Source organism: Psychrobacter sp. 4Bb, from assembly GCF_002836735.1.
In the GTDB taxonomy this organism is placed as follows: Bacteria; Pseudomonadota; Gammaproteobacteria; order Pseudomonadales; family Moraxellaceae; genus Psychrobacter.
Genome location: NZ_PJAS01000067.1, coordinates 1 through 16,014, shown reverse-complemented (window position 1 = coordinate 16,014; position 16,014 = coordinate 1). Strand labels below are relative to the sequence as shown.

Sequence of the window (16,014 nt, the reverse complement as noted above, 5' to 3'; positions counted from 1 at the left end):
TTGACTAGAGTACATTCAAAATTTAAGGCACAGCGGCATATACGACTAGCTCTACTAGCATTTCTTCACGAGCCAGCCCTGCTATCACGAGCGCGGCCCGATTTGGATAGGGTGCTTCAAAGTATTCGGCGTAGACTTGATTGACTGTTTTTAGATAGTCGCGATCGGTCACATAGATCATGACCTGTAGTACCGAATCCATACCAACATTGGCACATTCTAGTGTGTGCTTGAGATTGTCTAGCGTTTGACGGGTTTGCGCTTCGATACCACCTGCAACCACATCACCATTTTCATCAATAGGAATCTGCGCGGTGTACAAGGTTCCGTTATTAGTGATGGCCCACTCCAACGGTGCTTTAGACGCATAAAGCGAGGTTTTAACGGCCTGTTTGTTTGAGTGAGTCATCATATTGTCATGTCCTTTGATAAGTGGTTTCAGCAGTAAGTGATCTGAAATTTATTTAATCACCGCCAATTGCTATATGACTTATCCTACTTAATTAATAACGATAAATCTAACTAATTAAATTTGAATTTTGATAGATTTAACCTATCATTTAAGATAGATTATTAAAGAATAATTTTGAATGGTCTGAATATGAAGCTACAGCAATTGCGTCATTTCTTATTTGTCGTGGAAGAAGGAGGGTTTCGTGCGGCGGCTGATCGCGCCAATCGCTCGCAAGCGGCGTTGTCTGCCTCGATAAAGGAATTGGAAAAAATACTAGGTCAGCGCTTATTTGAAGGAGGAAATAAAGCAACACTCACGCCTTTTGGAGAGACTTGTTTACCCAAAATCGAGCAGTTTATGACGGTTTATCAAGCGCTAGAGGATGATTTAAAAGGAGCAGCCGCTGGCGATAAAGGCAAAATAAGGATTGCAAGCGTGCCATCACTGGTGACAAAACTCTTGCCTAGCGTGTTGGTCGAATACTCAAAAAAATATCCTGATATTGAGATCGTACTGATAGATGATAACTCTGTCGGTGTGGCCAATCGATTGTTAGCCGGAGAAATTGATTTGGCACTGGGCAATTGCACCAGTATTGATCAAACGAATATAGATTTTACTTTACTCATATCAGACCCAATTGGCGTGGTCTGTCTGAAAAGTAATGAGCTAAACAACCAGTTAAATCAGTCGCAAGGGCTAACATGGCAGCAACTCATGGCACAGCCGTTTATTTATAACGGTACTTGTAGATTGCTTGAAAATACGCCAGCCGAAGCGCTTAATCGCCGTGCGCGATATACGGTAGAGAACATCACATCGCTCTTTTCTTTATTGCGTAATGACCTGGGTATCACTACCCTTCCCAAGCTTGCCTTCCCTGCGAATGAGCCCGATTTGGTTTGGATAGATTTAACTGAGCCCACCTTAAACAGACAGATTGGAATTTTTAAACTCGCTGATAAGTCTATTTCTCCGCCTGCTCAGGCCTTTTATGAGTTATGTATTCACTATGTGAAGGAACACTATCTACTATAGTTTATTGACAGTAAAATCGATAATGGTTGTATTTATTATTGACAGATTACATGAGCACTCAAGGAAGATATTTGCTTCATTATAAAAGTAGTCTCTGAAGAGAAAGCAAGTTCATTAATATTAACGATACATTTTAATATAGGTATGACTGTCCAAACTATGATTGTCGCGTGACATTAAATTGTATTGATCTTCCGTAGAGTAGAGGTAAAAGCACTATAAAAATACAGTGCCCAAATACGAGTTAAATTTTATTTTATTACAATTTACATTGTGATTATTCAATCGTATAATATCTATAGGCCATAAAGGTCAATGTATGTAAGATATTGTCATAATATGCATTTTGGTCGAGCGACTTTGACATGGTAGAGGATGAAGTGCGTGCTTTTATAATACATTTGCTTGAGCACTAAAATAGTGTCTTGCGCTCACCTTTACAAGGCAACAAAACAATACTGCTATTATTTGGAATAATGGCTTTAAGCCGCAACTTGCTCATTTAACACCTTTGATTATTTGGTTATGGCGACTGGGCAAGCCCTGGTTCTGCGATGCTGGTTGTAGCTGGGCGAAGTGCGAGAGGAAACGTGCCAGCGTTATTGAACTTTTTACGTACATAAAACATGCTCAATCAATATCGTTGGTACTGATACACAGATTTGATATCAGTACTTCAGGATTTTTTCAGGTCAAGAGCACCTGAGTTATGCTGCTTTAAACAAGATTAACTGCTTTAAACAAGATCAAAAGTGACCTGTATTCTAGCCTTGCTAAACTCTAGTTATTGATTATTGTCGCACTTTATCCTATTTAAACTCATTCTAATGACTTGGCTAAACGGACTCTAACGATTTAGCCTCTTCGAAAAAGGCAAACCATAAACGCCTACCCTCCTCATTAATACGCCCCACCGTCTCAAAATACTTTTGCCGTGCTTCCTCATCTACTAAAGGTGCAGGAAGTAGAGGGTCAAAAACAACACTGCGGATACCTGCATCTCCAAGCATGAATATTTCTCGAAGCGCTACATGGGATGGAAGATCGTCCAAACCACGTAACCAGTCGGCGAGCTGCTGCGACTTCTCTTTATAACGCTTTTCAAGATGCATGTCCGACCAGAGCGCTAGTGCTTTTTTCTGCCTAACCTCATCAAATTCATTGGCTTTCAAAACTGCAGCTTCCTCTTCTAAGCCCAAGTCCAATAGGCGCTGACGGACGACATCAACACCGCCTAATAAATTATTGGGACGCAGATAAAGCCCTTTATCAAGTTCACGAAACCCCAATAATGATAAAGCACGAGCACGGGCACGCAGCACTTTGCGGTCACTGCGAGGTAACCCACCGGTCGCTACCGCTATCCATGAGCCGTCGGATTTTATCGTTCTTTTATCCGCTGTCTGCCATAAGGCCACATCAGCGCCTAATTTTTGAGCTTTCGGTCCGAGTTTGTAGGTGGCAGGACCAATTAACTCAGCAAGATCCGCTTGGATCAGACGAGCCAACGTCACACGTATACTATTTTCTGTCATACCAAAGATCGAGCCTGCCAGCACCGCTTCAGACGCACTAAGTGTGTTTGCTTCTGTCACCATAAGTAAGCGTAAAAGCAATAAACGAGGCGTTGGTTTGTTCATATTACACCTATTGACTAAATTATTTTTTATATGTAATACTCATCGTGGAAATTACTGAACTACTGAAACTTAGTAAATGACATTTAAAATCAGGGAAGATAATCATCATGTCAATTGTAAATCAATTTAAGACCCATGAGGTGCAGAATCAACCTTTTGCCTTAGCCAATTATAATGCATGGGAAACAGATACAGCGCTCAAAGAAGCTGTCGCACGAGAGGGTGCTGCTTGGGCAGCAATTCACTTAAAAGAGTTTGGCGCACTGACTGGTGGAGATCTGATCAACAGCGGATTCTTAGCCAACGAAAACAAGCCTAAATTGCGCAACTTTGATAGCTATGGTCGGCGTATAGATGAAGTAGAGTTTCATCCGGCTTACCATGATTTGATGCATGCAGGAATGAAATACGGCATGAGCAATTTTGCTTGGCGCAATGAAAAGCGTGATAGTGCTCACGTGGCTCGGGCGGCAGTCATGTATCTCGGCTCACAGCCTGAGGCTGGGTTTGGTTGCCCTATGTCTATGAGCTATGCTGCTATCCCTGCCCTACGTCATTCGCCAGTGCTGGCCGAAAAATGGCTGCCCAAGCTATTATCCGAACACTATGATCCGCGCAGCTTGCCCATGGAAGAAAAACTAGGCTGTACGATAGGCATGGGCATGACAGAAAAACAAGGTGGGTCAGACTTACGCCGCAATACGACTCGAGCCACACGACAAAAGGATGGCTCTTATGAAATCGTTGGGCATAAATGGTTTTTCTCAGCGCCAATGTGCGATGCTCATCTCGTCTTGGCCCAATCTGACAGTGGTCCTAGTTGCTTTTTAGTACCACGCTTCCGGCCTGATGGGACACGCAATGCAATACAAGTTCAACGCTTAAAAGACAAATTAGGAGATTGGGCAAATGCTTCCTCCGAGGTAGAGTTTCAAGGTGCATTCGGTGAGCTAGTGGGCGTTGAAGGTCGCGGCATCCCGACCATTATCGAGATGGTCGCGCTAACCCGACTTGACTGTATGATTGGCTCCTCAGCTCAAATGCGCCAAGCGATCGTCCAAGCGATTCATCATACCAGTCAGCGCGAAGCCTTTGGTAAATTATTAGTCAACCAACCTATTATGCGTAATGTGTTGGCAGACTTAGCCTTAGAGTCGGAAGCGGCTTTAGCCCTAACAATGCGAATTGCACGCGCAGTTGATAAGATAGAAACAGACCCTCATGAAGCCGCACTTGCTCGTATCGCGACAGCAATTGGGAAGTATTGGATATGCAAACGCGCGCCCGTTCTTATTAATGAGGCACAAGAGTGTTTGGGCGGTAACGGTTATGTCGAAGAGACTATTATGCCGCGTCTGTACAGGCAAGCGCCGCTAAACTCAATCTGGGAAGGCAGTGGCAATGTGCAGTGTCTAGATGTGCTGCGTGCCTTAAAAAAGGAGCCAGAAACTCAGCGAGCTTTATTTAAGGAACTGCAGCAAGCAGCAGGAAAAAATGCTGATTACGATGCAGAATTAAACCTACTGATAGAGCGATTTGAGGATACGCAAACCTTGGAGTTCCGTAGTCGTTATGTGATTGAGCGCCTGGCATTGATGCTACAAGCTTCGATACTACTACAGATTGAACATACGGAGATCGCTCAGGCATTCTGTCGTTCTAGGATTGGGAATGAGCATGGGCTAGTCTTTGGTACATTAAGTCCTGATGCACCCGTAGATTTATTGATCGAACGGGCGGCTGGCGCGACCAAAGCAGTTCTCTAGATATCTTTATATATAAAATAGTCCTTTGCTACTGATTTTTATAACATACAGCATTACTTGATCAGGTGTGTGGTTGGCAATTTGTGACATCACACCATTATTCTCATAAAATTTATCAGCAACGATATTGGCATTATTCCATATCTTGATTAGTCAGCTTAAGGGAGAATCCCGAGACATTTATGATGTTTTGATGCTTTAAATTCCATAAAATACTAAAACATAAAAGAGCCCTCTAGAGGACTCTCTTGTTTCTTTAAATGATTTAATCATCATTTATAGTTTTGATTATATTTAAGATGTGACCTAAATCAACCTTCTTAAATATCACTTAGTACTTTTGGTTTATCTGCTGAACTTGTCGGCATTTTGAATTCAATACCAGCCTTTTTAAATAGTTTTGGATATTCTACCAATGCCATAGTTGAGTTTTTGGCAATACCAGTTATATCTCCGACCACACTTTTAGCTTCAACTAAAGACATCCCTGTATTGGCCAAGCTTCTTGGATTTGCGATCACACTGGTTCCTACTTGTTTAGCTCCTATCGCCAATTCACGAGCGGTTAAACTTGCGATTACAAAATTTCTTGCAGAGTCCAACAAATGCTGCTTCTGCTCCACATTCAATGCTGACAGTTTAGCCACTGTTCCTTCTTCATCCTTTTGAGAGGCTTCTAAAACAGTATTAGACAACACTACAATTTGTTTTTGAATTGCTTCTTTTTCTTTCGGATCAGAAGTCGTTTTCAGAATTTTCTGTTTTGCTTTTAATTCATCTGAATCTTGTTTACTTGCTAGTAATGACGCTAAAGCAGTACGACTCTGAGTAAACATTTCATTGGTTGCTTTAGCTTGCGTAAAGAAACCGTTGATATCCATATTTGAAGAAGATACGCCAGTGACAGATTCAGATAATGACGATGCAATACTACTCAATGACCCAAAACCTGCATAGACGCTTGATGCTCCCATTGAAGCTGCTATTGCTAAAACAATTGCAATCTTTTTCATACCTTGTTATCCCTATTGTGAAGAATCGGCTGTTTGCACGATTTGATTTAAAATTTTTGGTAAAGCCTCAAACATTTGAATGTTATACATTTCATCACGATGCCGATGATCTATACCCTCTAATTCGATTTCTTGTTGCAAACCATAAGCCCCTATTTTTTCAGACTTTTGGTTGAATATGCGTGCACCACTGGCCATAACTAATGTGGCATCACAATTACTTTTGTCTACATTACATGTGACACTGTCTTGTTTCACTTCAACCTTAAGTACTGGCTGTAAACATTCATCTTTTGGAACAAAAAAATTAACTTTCATATTTTTTTTGAACCCAGCATTTTCAGTCATAGCAATGACTGAATCCTTCAGGAGAGTCTGTCCTTTAAAGCCTGAACCCGTCGCATAAAACGGTCGTTTCGACTGACTGGCAAAAGCGTGGTAGATTAAAGGACCAAAACCATCAAATGGAATTTCACCGACTTGTTCGGTATGTAAGCTTGGGCATAAAACGCGAGATTGCTTTGAGTCACCTACTGGAGCAGAACTATCAAGCAAAATCCTGTCTCCTGAACGCACGGGTAACCGATCACTGCTGTTGACAGGGAAATCTAATTGCGCAGTAACTCTCGCACCTTGACGTTCCAAAACAGTCGCTTCCCATGTTGGAATCAGAATATTACGTCCTGCTGCCTTATCTGAATGATAAACATGGACTTTCATTCCGGTACTTAAGCGTTCCCCCGCATCATCAATGGTAATGTTATGACCACTTGAACTTAAGACTTTTAAATCAGAACGAGTAAATTGAATCCCTTTTTGAAATTGTTGACCTAATTTCAAAAGTGCGTTTTTCAATACAACCTCTTTACGCGCCTCTAGAGAAAACCCCATTCCTTCTGAAATCACCTCTTTAATATCATCTGTTGCATGTGCTGAGTAAATCACGCGACCAGAACGATCAATCATTTCGGCAAAAACTTCACTATGAAGAACCTGTTGCTGAGTTATTTTTCCAATCTGCTGTTGATAAGCAATAACAGGAACGACATTAATCCGAATAAAAAATTCAGGTAACTCACGTTGGTGAATGTCTTCACTTTGCGCTAATGCAGTCTGTTCACTAATACTTTGTGCCATAGTACTATAGCGTTGATTGACTGGAGTCAAAGTAAATGAAGCTTGCTCCCCTACTGCATCAGAAAAAATTTGCTCAATTAAATCTTCTGACTCGCCTTGATAAGTCAGTACATCAACTACTAATACTTTAGGTTTATTCATAGCCTGACGAGTATTGGTTGATAGTTTACTAAAGCGCTTAGTACGACCCTGCATCAATATTGGGACAGCTACAGCGTAATCACTGTCCGCATGCACCACACGTAACAAATCGCCATCTATTGAACTCAGCTCATCTTGTACAGTGATGCCTTGTTTAAAGCCTTTATCTAAGACTAAATAAGATTTCCACCGATCAATCACCTGAGTCTCAATTTCAGAAACTTTAAGTTTCGACTTTAATTGATTAGTCAACTGATTAGTCAATGTCAACAACGTGCTTTGAAACTTTTGTTTAATGGCAGCTTTTGTTGCAGGGGAATCAATGTCAGTCGTCAGTATTTGAATCGGTTGCGACAGTGTTGCACTGTCACTATAAATGACTTCACCTGATAATATGTTAGTGAGTTTTAAACTTAGGGTGACTGGCAAAAAAATTTCTGTTGTTGAGTCTTTTTTTACAACATATTCACTCGCACGTAAAACGTCTAAAGAGGCTATATAAGTACGATTTTTAGTTTTTTGCGAAATAGTGTCGACAACTTGATCACCGAAACCTTGTTTTAAACCTTGTAAAAACAACTGCTCGGCTTGTTTACGAATGATTTCATTATCAATTGCTTGGCTGAAATCACATACAATAGAAGAACCATTCTCTTCATATTTGCTAGGATCGGTACGACAACCTTGTTCTAACCCAAAAACACCTTTCGATGGGTAGATTTGAATGTTCGCATTTGCCCATGCTGACACAAACATCGGTATCGCCAAGCATAACGCTTTAAGTTTTATTTGCACTGAATACCACCCATGCAAAGTGTGATTGTATTTCCTGCTTGTAGACGCTCGGCGCTCGATAGCATTGGGCTTACTTTACGTAGTGCTTTTGCCAATTCTCCACTAATTGGCTTGTCACTCTTATAGGTCATGGTCATCTCAACAAACTTGCCATTTTGAGTGCGAATATCGATATTTTCAGCGCCATCCATCTCATCTAGGGCAATATACAAATCATCCCCAAGACGTGAAGTTACAATACCAGAAGCACTTTTTAAGAAAATGGTAATCTCTTTACCGTACATAGTGCGGTTCTTTGCGTAACCTAAAATCTGTGGTCCAACTTGGCTAACTGCTAATTCACCCAGTTTCTTTGCTACATTGGTACGGCATGAATCTGTGGTTGCACCTGTTGAGGACTCTGTACGAGTTTCCCCGCCCATCAAAGTTGAATCATCTACTGAATAAATCTTAAAGCTTACCGCACCATCGCAGACAAATTGACCCGTGGCATTTGAACGACCACGATCATAAATATAAGAACTACCAGCCATAAACCAGTCCGCTTTTTCTTTACGCGCGGCAATTACTAGTTTGTTAAGCTCTGCATCACTCATGAGTTGTTGAATTGTCATACTACGGCCATTTAGATACTGACTTCTGAAACGGTCAGAATCGAGCAACCGCAAATCATAACGAGAGGCTGCACTTGCAATTGAATTTAAGGTTTGATTATTACGCTCAGCTTTAACACTTGGTGTTTGATATTCCACATATTTCACAAAACTTTGAATATCATTTTGACGTTCAGACTGGCTATATTTTGCAGACTCATTAGCATTGTAGCTACTTGAAGATGCTGATTTACCTGAATTATTGTGGCTTGATGAGCGGGTAGCAACACCTACACCGGCCCCGTAATAATTACCATAGGCATAACCTGCGGCAGCTGATGAACGCCCTTTTGAAGAATGAGATTCTGATGCACTGGCTTTAGCATTTTCACTAGCTTTGTAACTTGCATCTTCATCATAGCTATAGCTACGATCTGAAAAATAAGATGTAAACTCTTTAACTGGCTTAGAGTTGTCTTTTGGTACGCCGAAGTATTCATCCATCACAATCATAATCGGACTGGTTCGACTATTTTTCTGCGCTAAGCCTAAATCATTAAGAATGGTACGAAATTCTTGGTCATCCATTTCTAGACTAACTTGAGTGACCAACTCATCATTACTGTTAGTATTACTGCCTCGGTTCAACACATAATTATTATCAACTTGTTTTACAATGTCATTCAAATATTGATCCGCTTCATTCATCGCCTGTGGACCATTGATACGTTTAATAAGAGCAATGACGGCATCAGTTTTTGCATTGTTGTATGCTTGATTACGTGTACCATTCAGATCTTTTTTTACAATAGGTGTCGCACCCTCACCATTCACTTTAATAATTTCAGCATTACTAACTTGAACAGCTAACAAGCACAAAAGTGTCAATATAGCCTTCTTCATAACTTACCCTCTTAATTAGAATTTTTAGTTATCTTTATAATTTTTTACTAAATTTTAAACTCAGGGCTTACTTGATAAATATCTTTATCAACAATGAAGATTACCCTCTTTTAAGTTTACGTAAGTCATAAAATCAGAGCATTATATACAAAAAACAAACATTCAGCAAACAAATGTTAGTATTGGGCATAAAAAATAACTTTACCCTTATTGCTTTTTAGGAAAATATTGTTGTAAAAAGATAGAACAACTTATCAATGATATAAGGTTTAAGCCATGGTGAAGTAACAATGAACCTAAATTTGGTAAACTAAATATACTGACAAGAGTTTGTTCATGCACCTTATTTTGACGCCATAGATTTGAACCCGTTATAAAATCTATCTAAAGTTACCTCATAGCTTGTACTACATTATGAAGCCTCAGATTCTCGTATCATACCCTTGTAGATCAGACCATTGGATATGGTAGTAACTTACCTTTTCACCACTGTAAAAACTGGCTGGAAGATAGCCTGTTTTTTGATCCTCAAACTCTACGCCATTAATACTAGCGTCGACGGAATAGTCTTGATTTCTTTGGTTCGAATCCGATTACGCCTGTCAGATACAAAAAGCCCCAATCCTAAGATTGGAGCTTTTCTTGTGCGTGTTATTTAAGGGTATTATTGAAAAACCTATGGTTGTATCAACGATACAATGATGGTTATTCAATCAGTTACAAGTTAATTAAAAAGTGATTATCACCAAGACGTGCTCGGCCCTCAAAAAACAACATTCTCTTTTTGACATGTATTCAGTACTTCGGAGGTAGCTACATAGACATTTTTAATATTAAAAAATGCTTATATAAAACACTAAAAAAGGCGCTTCTGAATTATAGAAACGCCTTACCGAATAGCCGTTCAATTGTTAAATAGTTTAAATAAGCTCATCTCTTCGCAAAGTAAGAACTTCATAGCCGTCAGAAGTAACCGCAATTGTATGCTCCCATTGAGCAGATAATTTTTTATCATTGGTGATTACGGTCCAGCCATCTTTTTTGACTTTAACTTTGGCTTTACCTTGATTGACCATCGGTTCAATGGTAAATGTCATACCTTCTTGTAGGACTAGACCTTTTCCTTGATGTCCGTAATGTAGAACTTGCGGTCCCTCATGCATCTCGCGTCCAATACCATGGCCACAATACTCTCGCACTACTGAATAGCCTTGCTTCTCAGCGTAACTTTGGATGGCATGACCAACATCGCCTAACGTTGCTCCAGGTTTCACCACTCGTATTCCTTCCCACATAGCTTCATAGGTCTGATCAACCAAGCGTTTTGCAAGGGGCAACACCTCACCTATCAAATACATTTTGCTAGAATCAGCGATAAAACCCCCTTGTTCTAGGGTAATATCCACATTCACAATATCACCCGATTTAAGTATTTGCTGATCTGAAGGAATACCATGACAGACCACGTTATTCACCGAGGTATTTAATGCATACTGATAACCATACTGACCTTTACTGGCTGGACGTGCACCTAACTGATCAACAATATAGTGCTCAGCAAGGTTATTGATGTCCATCGTAGAAGTACCAACTGTAATTTGTTCATCAAGATAATCAAAGACAGAGGCGAGAAGTCGCCCAGACTCGCGCATGATTTCCAGTTCCGCTGCATTTTTAAGTATGACCTTATCCACCTATAAGGTTCCTTACATTGACATCAGCTTGTCTCATTTGCTCATTAATAATTTGGTTGTAAGACATGTTAGGGTTGGCTTCAGCAAGCATGCCTATCTTCATCCAATATTCAGCTTGAGCGTTGATGGAGCGCACCATGACGGCACTTGCTTTACGAATATCTTCATGCAGCTCATCATCAATTTTAACAATACCCATAAAAACACCTTGATATACGAAACGTATATGAATCGTATATCTATTTTTGTATGGTTGCAAGAAATAATGTATCGCTTAAACTCGATTTCCTTATATCGAAATTATTTAAATTAAACTGTAGATTGAGACTGATAGCAAAAAACCATCTATCAAGGTGGTTTTTTACTGCTGATTCTCTACTCAAACGTGTTGTAGCTAGCTTTTAGAAAGCTCTATTTAAAAAATCATATGAGCACATACCGCAATGATTGGTAATGAGATAATAGTTCTTAATAGAAAAATGACTAATAACTGAAAAAAGCTCACTGGAATTTTTGTCCCTAAAATCAATCCGCCTACTTCTGACATATAGATCAATTGAGACACTGACAAGCAAGCGATGACAAATCGCGTTAACTCTGACTCTATTGAAGAACCGATAATAGCTGGCAAGAACATATCGGCAAAACCTACCATGATCGTTTTTGACATTTCTGCGGCAAACGGTATATTCAATAATTCTAAGAATGGAATAAACGGCATACCTAAATAATCAAATACAGGTGTTTCTTCTGCAACGATTAAACCCATAGTACCGATTGCCATAACGACAGGTAGTATCCCAATCCACATATCCAAAATATTTTTTAGACCATCTCTTAAGAAAGTAAGAAAACTTGGACTCTTGTCTGCTTTTTGGACAGCTTTATGTAGACTGTGGGTAAATAATGTTTTTCCTGCGGGAATAGTTTCATGATCTCTATCACTGTTTTCGATAGTATAGGTATCTTCAATTCTAGATAAAGGCAATAACCTTGGGACTATAAGAGCACAAACAATGCCGCATAAAGCAACGACCCCAATCATATTGATAAAGTAGCTCTCAAGCTTAACCTGAGAGATGACAACCAAACAGAATGTAATCGACACTGCTGAAAAACTTGTAGCAATAATTGCCGCTTCCTTTTTGGTATAGAACCCACCTTCCAATTGTTTATCGGTTAATAAGACACCGATAGTGCCATCACCCAACCATGACGTTAAACAATCTACAGATGACCTACCTGGTAAACCAAATAAAGGTCTCATTACTTTACTTAGTAGAACCCCAAAAAATTCTAATAAGCCAAAATCAAGCAATAAAGGCAGCAGTAATCCAGCCAAGAAAAATACAATAAAAAGTATTGGCATTAATTCATATAATATTAAGCCGCCAATATTTTCTGAATATATTGCCTCAAACCCAAATTTAAAATAGGTCACGACAACGAAGAACGCACCAAGCATCCTAATAACAAGCCAAGGCGTTGTAACGTTTAATAAATTATTTAGAAACGCATTATTCAGAATAAATGCAGGCTTCATGATTTTAGTATATAAGGTACAACACAAGGTAATCATGATTGAGGTGACAACCAATAACGGCAAAAGATCACCGATATAACCCTGTATATAATCCTTCAATACAGATATAGGAATGGTAAATCCTTCTGCATAGGTGACAAACTTACCGTCCACATAGGGAATTGGAAATACGAAAAGCATCAAACCTATAATAGATGGAATAAAAAACTTCAAAAACTGTTTGATATTGATACCGCTAACATCTCGACTTGCAGCGCTGGCTTTAATAATGTCCATATTATTTTTACTCGCAGTCCCTTTTTAACCAACCTAAAGAAGGTTTTAACAAACCCCTTTAGGCTAGATTCTTTTACTCATTTTGAATATTCAGTACTAGTAGTTGCTCAAAAGTGTATGGGTCACTTTTTCTAAAATTTTAAATATTCTGGTCGAGTCATCTTTTGAGTTGTTGTACAAAGGATTTATCTCTGCCATTTCCCAGCAGCATACTTTCTTGTTCTTAATTAACTCTATATTAAGTTGCATCGCTTGCTCGTATGACAGACCATTCATTGCAGGCGTACCGGTTCCTGGCACATATAAAGGATCGACACTATCAACATCAAATGACACGTAGATATGATCGCAATATTCTAGTTTTTTGAAGATTTCCTCTACGGTAGAACTGATGCCTTTTTGGGTTATCTCAGCCACGCTATATAAAGGGATTTTATGTCTTCTAATTAGATCCATCTCTTCTTCTTGATAATCTCTAACCGCACAAAACACCACATTTTCTGGCTTAATTGATGGCTCGCTTGATGCCATAAACTTCAATTTTTCCCAATACTCTTTTTCTTTTTCAGAAAGCTTGTTACGCTGACATTCCAAATTATCAATGGCACAAGCCATTGCCAAAGGCATGCCATGCATATTTCCTGATCCGCTGGTATATGGTGAATGGAAATCAGCGTGTGCGTCTATATAAACCACACCGATTTCAGCATCAGGATGCGCCATTTTTAGACCATGCATCGTACCTGCACAGCTAGAATGATCGCCTGCAATAACAATCGGAAATTGATTCTCATTTCTTATATCTTTGATTTTATGCGCCAATTTAGAAATAACAGGCTCAATTACATCGGCGTATTTTGCATGATTAAATGACGACTCTTCTACATGTATATATTCATTTTTTATACTATCAAGTTGCAATTTTTCATAGTAGTCTGCATTCATCTCTTTTGATGACGCGCGCAATGCATCGATTCCTAGTGACGCGCCTTTTTTATGCCCTGCGACGTCTGAATAAACTTCTACTATTCGCACGTTTTTCATTAAATCATTCATTATTTTGTCTCTATTAAATAAAACAATTTTTTCATCATTTGAGTCCACATCTGGCATTGAACTCCTATTTTTCTATATTCAAATGACTTATGATGCAGCCATCGCTTCATCCGTCTCTAGGCTACGATCTTTGCTATGAGCTTTGACGACCGAATAGAGGTTTTTAGGGTCTTGTTGCTGAGGAATCAAGTCAAGCAGCTCATATGCGTCTTGCTTTTTGATCAAATCACGCAAAAATACCAAAGCCGTAAAGTCTTCTGAAGCAAAACCAACACCATCAAATACAACCAAGTTATCTTCATTGGTGCGTACTTCTTTTTCACCATTTACGATGCGGTGGAACTCTGTCACAGGGAAATCCTGAGAGAGCTGTTGAATATCGCCTTCAATACGGGTTTGCGGTTCAAACTCCACAATGACATGATCGGCTCTTAACAAGATGTTGGCATCCAACTCTGTTTTGCCAGGACAGTCACCGCCAATGGCGTTAACATAGACGCCTTTTTTGACCATATCATCACGGAGAATGGTGGCGTTTTTCTTATCTGCGGTACAGGTAGTGATGATATCTGCACCTTCAACCGCCTCTTCTACCGTTTTGCAAATAGTAATCTCTAGGCCTGAATCAGCAAGGTTGCGCGCTACTTTTTCAGATGCGGCTGGGTCGACATCATATAAACGCACTTTTGAGATACCCACGACTGCCTTCATACCCATTGCTTGGAACTCACCCTGAGCACCATTACCGATGAGCGCTAAAGTCTGAGCGGTTTTGGGTGCACAATGCTTGGCAACCAGTGCAGAAGTCGCTGCCGTACGCAAGGCGGTTAAGATACACATCTCTGTCAGCAGAATGGGATAGCCTGTATCGACATCAGACAACACGCCAAAAGCGGCTACCGTCTGCAAATCGCGCTTGGTGTTGATCGGATGACCATTGACATATTTACACGCAAACATTTCACCATCGCTGACAGGCATCAACTCTATGACACCATCTTTGGAATGTGAAGCAAAACGACTGGATTTTTCAAAACTATCCCAACGAGAAAAATCTTGCTCTAAAGCATCTACCAATTCTTTTATGGTCTGTTCTATACCATAATTACTAATGATTTCAGCCATCGCCTGTACGCTAACAAATGGCACACCCTGCTTCTGTGATACGATAAATTTAGACATTAATTTTGCTCCATTCCATGAATATTATTTATTTAACCGACAATTAATATGCTACCAATTATAATTGTCAGTTAAAATGTCAATAATTTACCAAATATGGACATTTTTTTGACACATTGTTAGGTACTACTTAGCATAATGTTAAAATCCAATGAAGGAAGCATCTTTATGGCGTATTACACTTATGACTCTTTGGATAGCGAACTGATATCTGAACTTCGACAAGATGGTCGAGCAACCATCTCAAACCTGGCTAAAAAACTCAAAGTCTCTCGTGCCACTGTCCAAAACAGATTGGATAGACTGATTCACAACGGTGCTATTTTAGGATTTACAATTCGAGTGCATGAAGCATTAGATAAAGAAACGGTCAAAGCGATGATGATGATTGAAGTAACAGGAAAGTCTACTTCACAAGTGATTAGGAAACTGCGAGGTATCCCTCAATTAATTAAGCTGCATACGACCAACGGGGCGTGGGATTTGGTAGGAGAGATACACACGACAAGTTTGAGAGAATTTGATGAAGTGCTGCGTCAAGTCAGAGAGATTGATGGCATTTTGAATAGCGAAACAAGTGTTCTGCTTTCGAGTTTGTAATGTCATTAAACTCACAATCGCATAAGCTATGCTGTTTATCTGATAGATATTAACTTAGGATGTTGTGATTAAGCTGCCTGAAGGTAAGCGTAAAAAGAATATATTGGCGCTTTATAACCTAGATTTTTTAATTTTTATTTGACTGGTACAATAAAACTAAAGAACGTATCTTTTACTACGTTC

At 39.6% G+C, this 16,014-nt stretch carries 13 protein-coding genes; 3 read left to right on the top strand and 10 right to left on the bottom strand.

Going from position 1 to position 16,014, the window contains the following annotated elements; all coding sequences use genetic code 11:
- Positions 1-22: 22 nt before the first annotated feature.
- A complete protein-coding gene (locus CXF60_RS09140; RefSeq protein WP_102091680.1) occupies positions 23-412 on the bottom strand; it encodes a RidA family protein in 390 nt (129 codons plus the stop codon).
- Between the two features lie 189 nt (positions 413-601).
- Here CXF60_RS09140 and CXF60_RS09135 point away from each other — a divergent pair, with 189 nt between their 5' ends.
- Entirely contained in the window at positions 602-1,492 is an 891-nt protein-coding gene (locus CXF60_RS09135) for a LysR family transcriptional regulator (protein WP_102091679.1), read from the top strand.
- 836 nt (positions 1,493-2,328) lie between these two features.
- Here CXF60_RS09135 and CXF60_RS09130 read toward each other — a convergent pair.
- The gene (locus CXF60_RS09130) at positions 2,329-3,132 is read right to left on the bottom strand and encodes a PaaX family transcriptional regulator (protein WP_228707091.1); all 804 of its coding nucleotides are present in this window, start codon (positions 3,130-3,132) and stop codon (positions 2,329-2,331) included.
- Positions 3,133-3,239: 107 nt separating this feature from the next.
- Here CXF60_RS09130 and CXF60_RS09125 point away from each other — a divergent pair, with 107 nt between their 5' ends.
- On the top strand, positions 3,240-4,898 hold the full coding sequence (locus tag CXF60_RS09125; protein ID WP_102091677.1) for an isovaleryl-CoA dehydrogenase: 1,659 nt from the start codon (positions 3,240-3,242) through the stop codon (positions 4,896-4,898).
- Positions 4,899-5,218: 320 nt separating this feature from the next.
- Here CXF60_RS09125 and CXF60_RS09120 read toward each other — a convergent pair whose 3' ends face one another.
- The 8 genes from CXF60_RS09120 to CXF60_RS09085 all read right to left on the bottom strand — a co-directional run bounded on the left by CXF60_RS09120 (position 5,219) and on the right by CXF60_RS09085 (position 15,231).
- The gene (locus CXF60_RS09120) at positions 5,219-5,911 is read right to left on the bottom strand and encodes a hypothetical protein (RefSeq protein WP_102091676.1); all 693 of its coding nucleotides are present in this window, start codon (positions 5,909-5,911) and stop codon (positions 5,219-5,221) included.
- Positions 5,912-5,923: 12 nt separating this feature from the next.
- Positions 5,924-7,945 carry a hypothetical protein gene (locus tag CXF60_RS09115; RefSeq protein WP_102091675.1) on the bottom strand — a complete coding sequence of 674 codons (2,022 nt, stop codon included), beginning with the start codon at positions 7,943-7,945 and terminating at the stop codon, positions 5,924-5,926.
- Positions 7,946-7,974: 29 nt separating this feature from the next.
- Entirely contained in the window at positions 7,975-9,480 is a 1,506-nt protein-coding gene (locus CXF60_RS09110) for a hypothetical protein (protein WP_102091674.1), read from the bottom strand.
- A gap of 920 nt (positions 9,481-10,400) precedes the next feature.
- Positions 10,401-11,174, bottom strand: coding sequence for a type I methionyl aminopeptidase (gene map, locus CXF60_RS09105; protein ID WP_102091673.1), 774 nt, complete (start codon positions 11,172-11,174; stop codon positions 10,401-10,403).
- A complete protein-coding gene (locus CXF60_RS09100; RefSeq protein WP_102091672.1) occupies positions 11,167-11,373 on the bottom strand; it encodes a ParD-like family protein in 207 nt (68 codons plus the stop codon). Before CXF60_RS09100 ends, map begins: the two co-directional genes overlap by 8 nt.
- Before the next feature lie 216 nt (positions 11,374-11,589).
- A complete protein-coding gene (locus tag CXF60_RS09095; protein ID WP_102091671.1) occupies positions 11,590-12,993 on the bottom strand; it encodes a YjiH family protein in 1,404 nt (467 codons plus the stop codon).
- A 96-nt stretch (positions 12,994-13,089) separates the two neighbouring features.
- The gene (locus CXF60_RS09090; RefSeq protein ID WP_228707090.1) at positions 13,090-14,106 is read right to left on the bottom strand and encodes an arginase; all 1,017 of its coding nucleotides are present in this window, start codon (positions 14,104-14,106) and stop codon (positions 13,090-13,092) included.
- Positions 14,107-14,136: 30 nt separating this feature from the next.
- The gene (locus tag CXF60_RS09085) at positions 14,137-15,231 is read right to left on the bottom strand and encodes an ornithine cyclodeaminase (RefSeq protein ID WP_102091670.1); all 1,095 of its coding nucleotides are present in this window, start codon (positions 15,229-15,231) and stop codon (positions 14,137-14,139) included.
- A 168-nt stretch (positions 15,232-15,399) separates the two neighbouring features.
- Here CXF60_RS09085 and CXF60_RS09080 point away from each other — a divergent pair, with 168 nt between their 5' ends.
- On the top strand, positions 15,400-15,831 hold the full coding sequence (locus CXF60_RS09080; RefSeq protein ID WP_057761040.1) for an Lrp/AsnC family transcriptional regulator: 432 nt from the start codon (positions 15,400-15,402) through the stop codon (positions 15,829-15,831).
- Positions 15,832-16,014 lie beyond the last annotated feature (183 nt).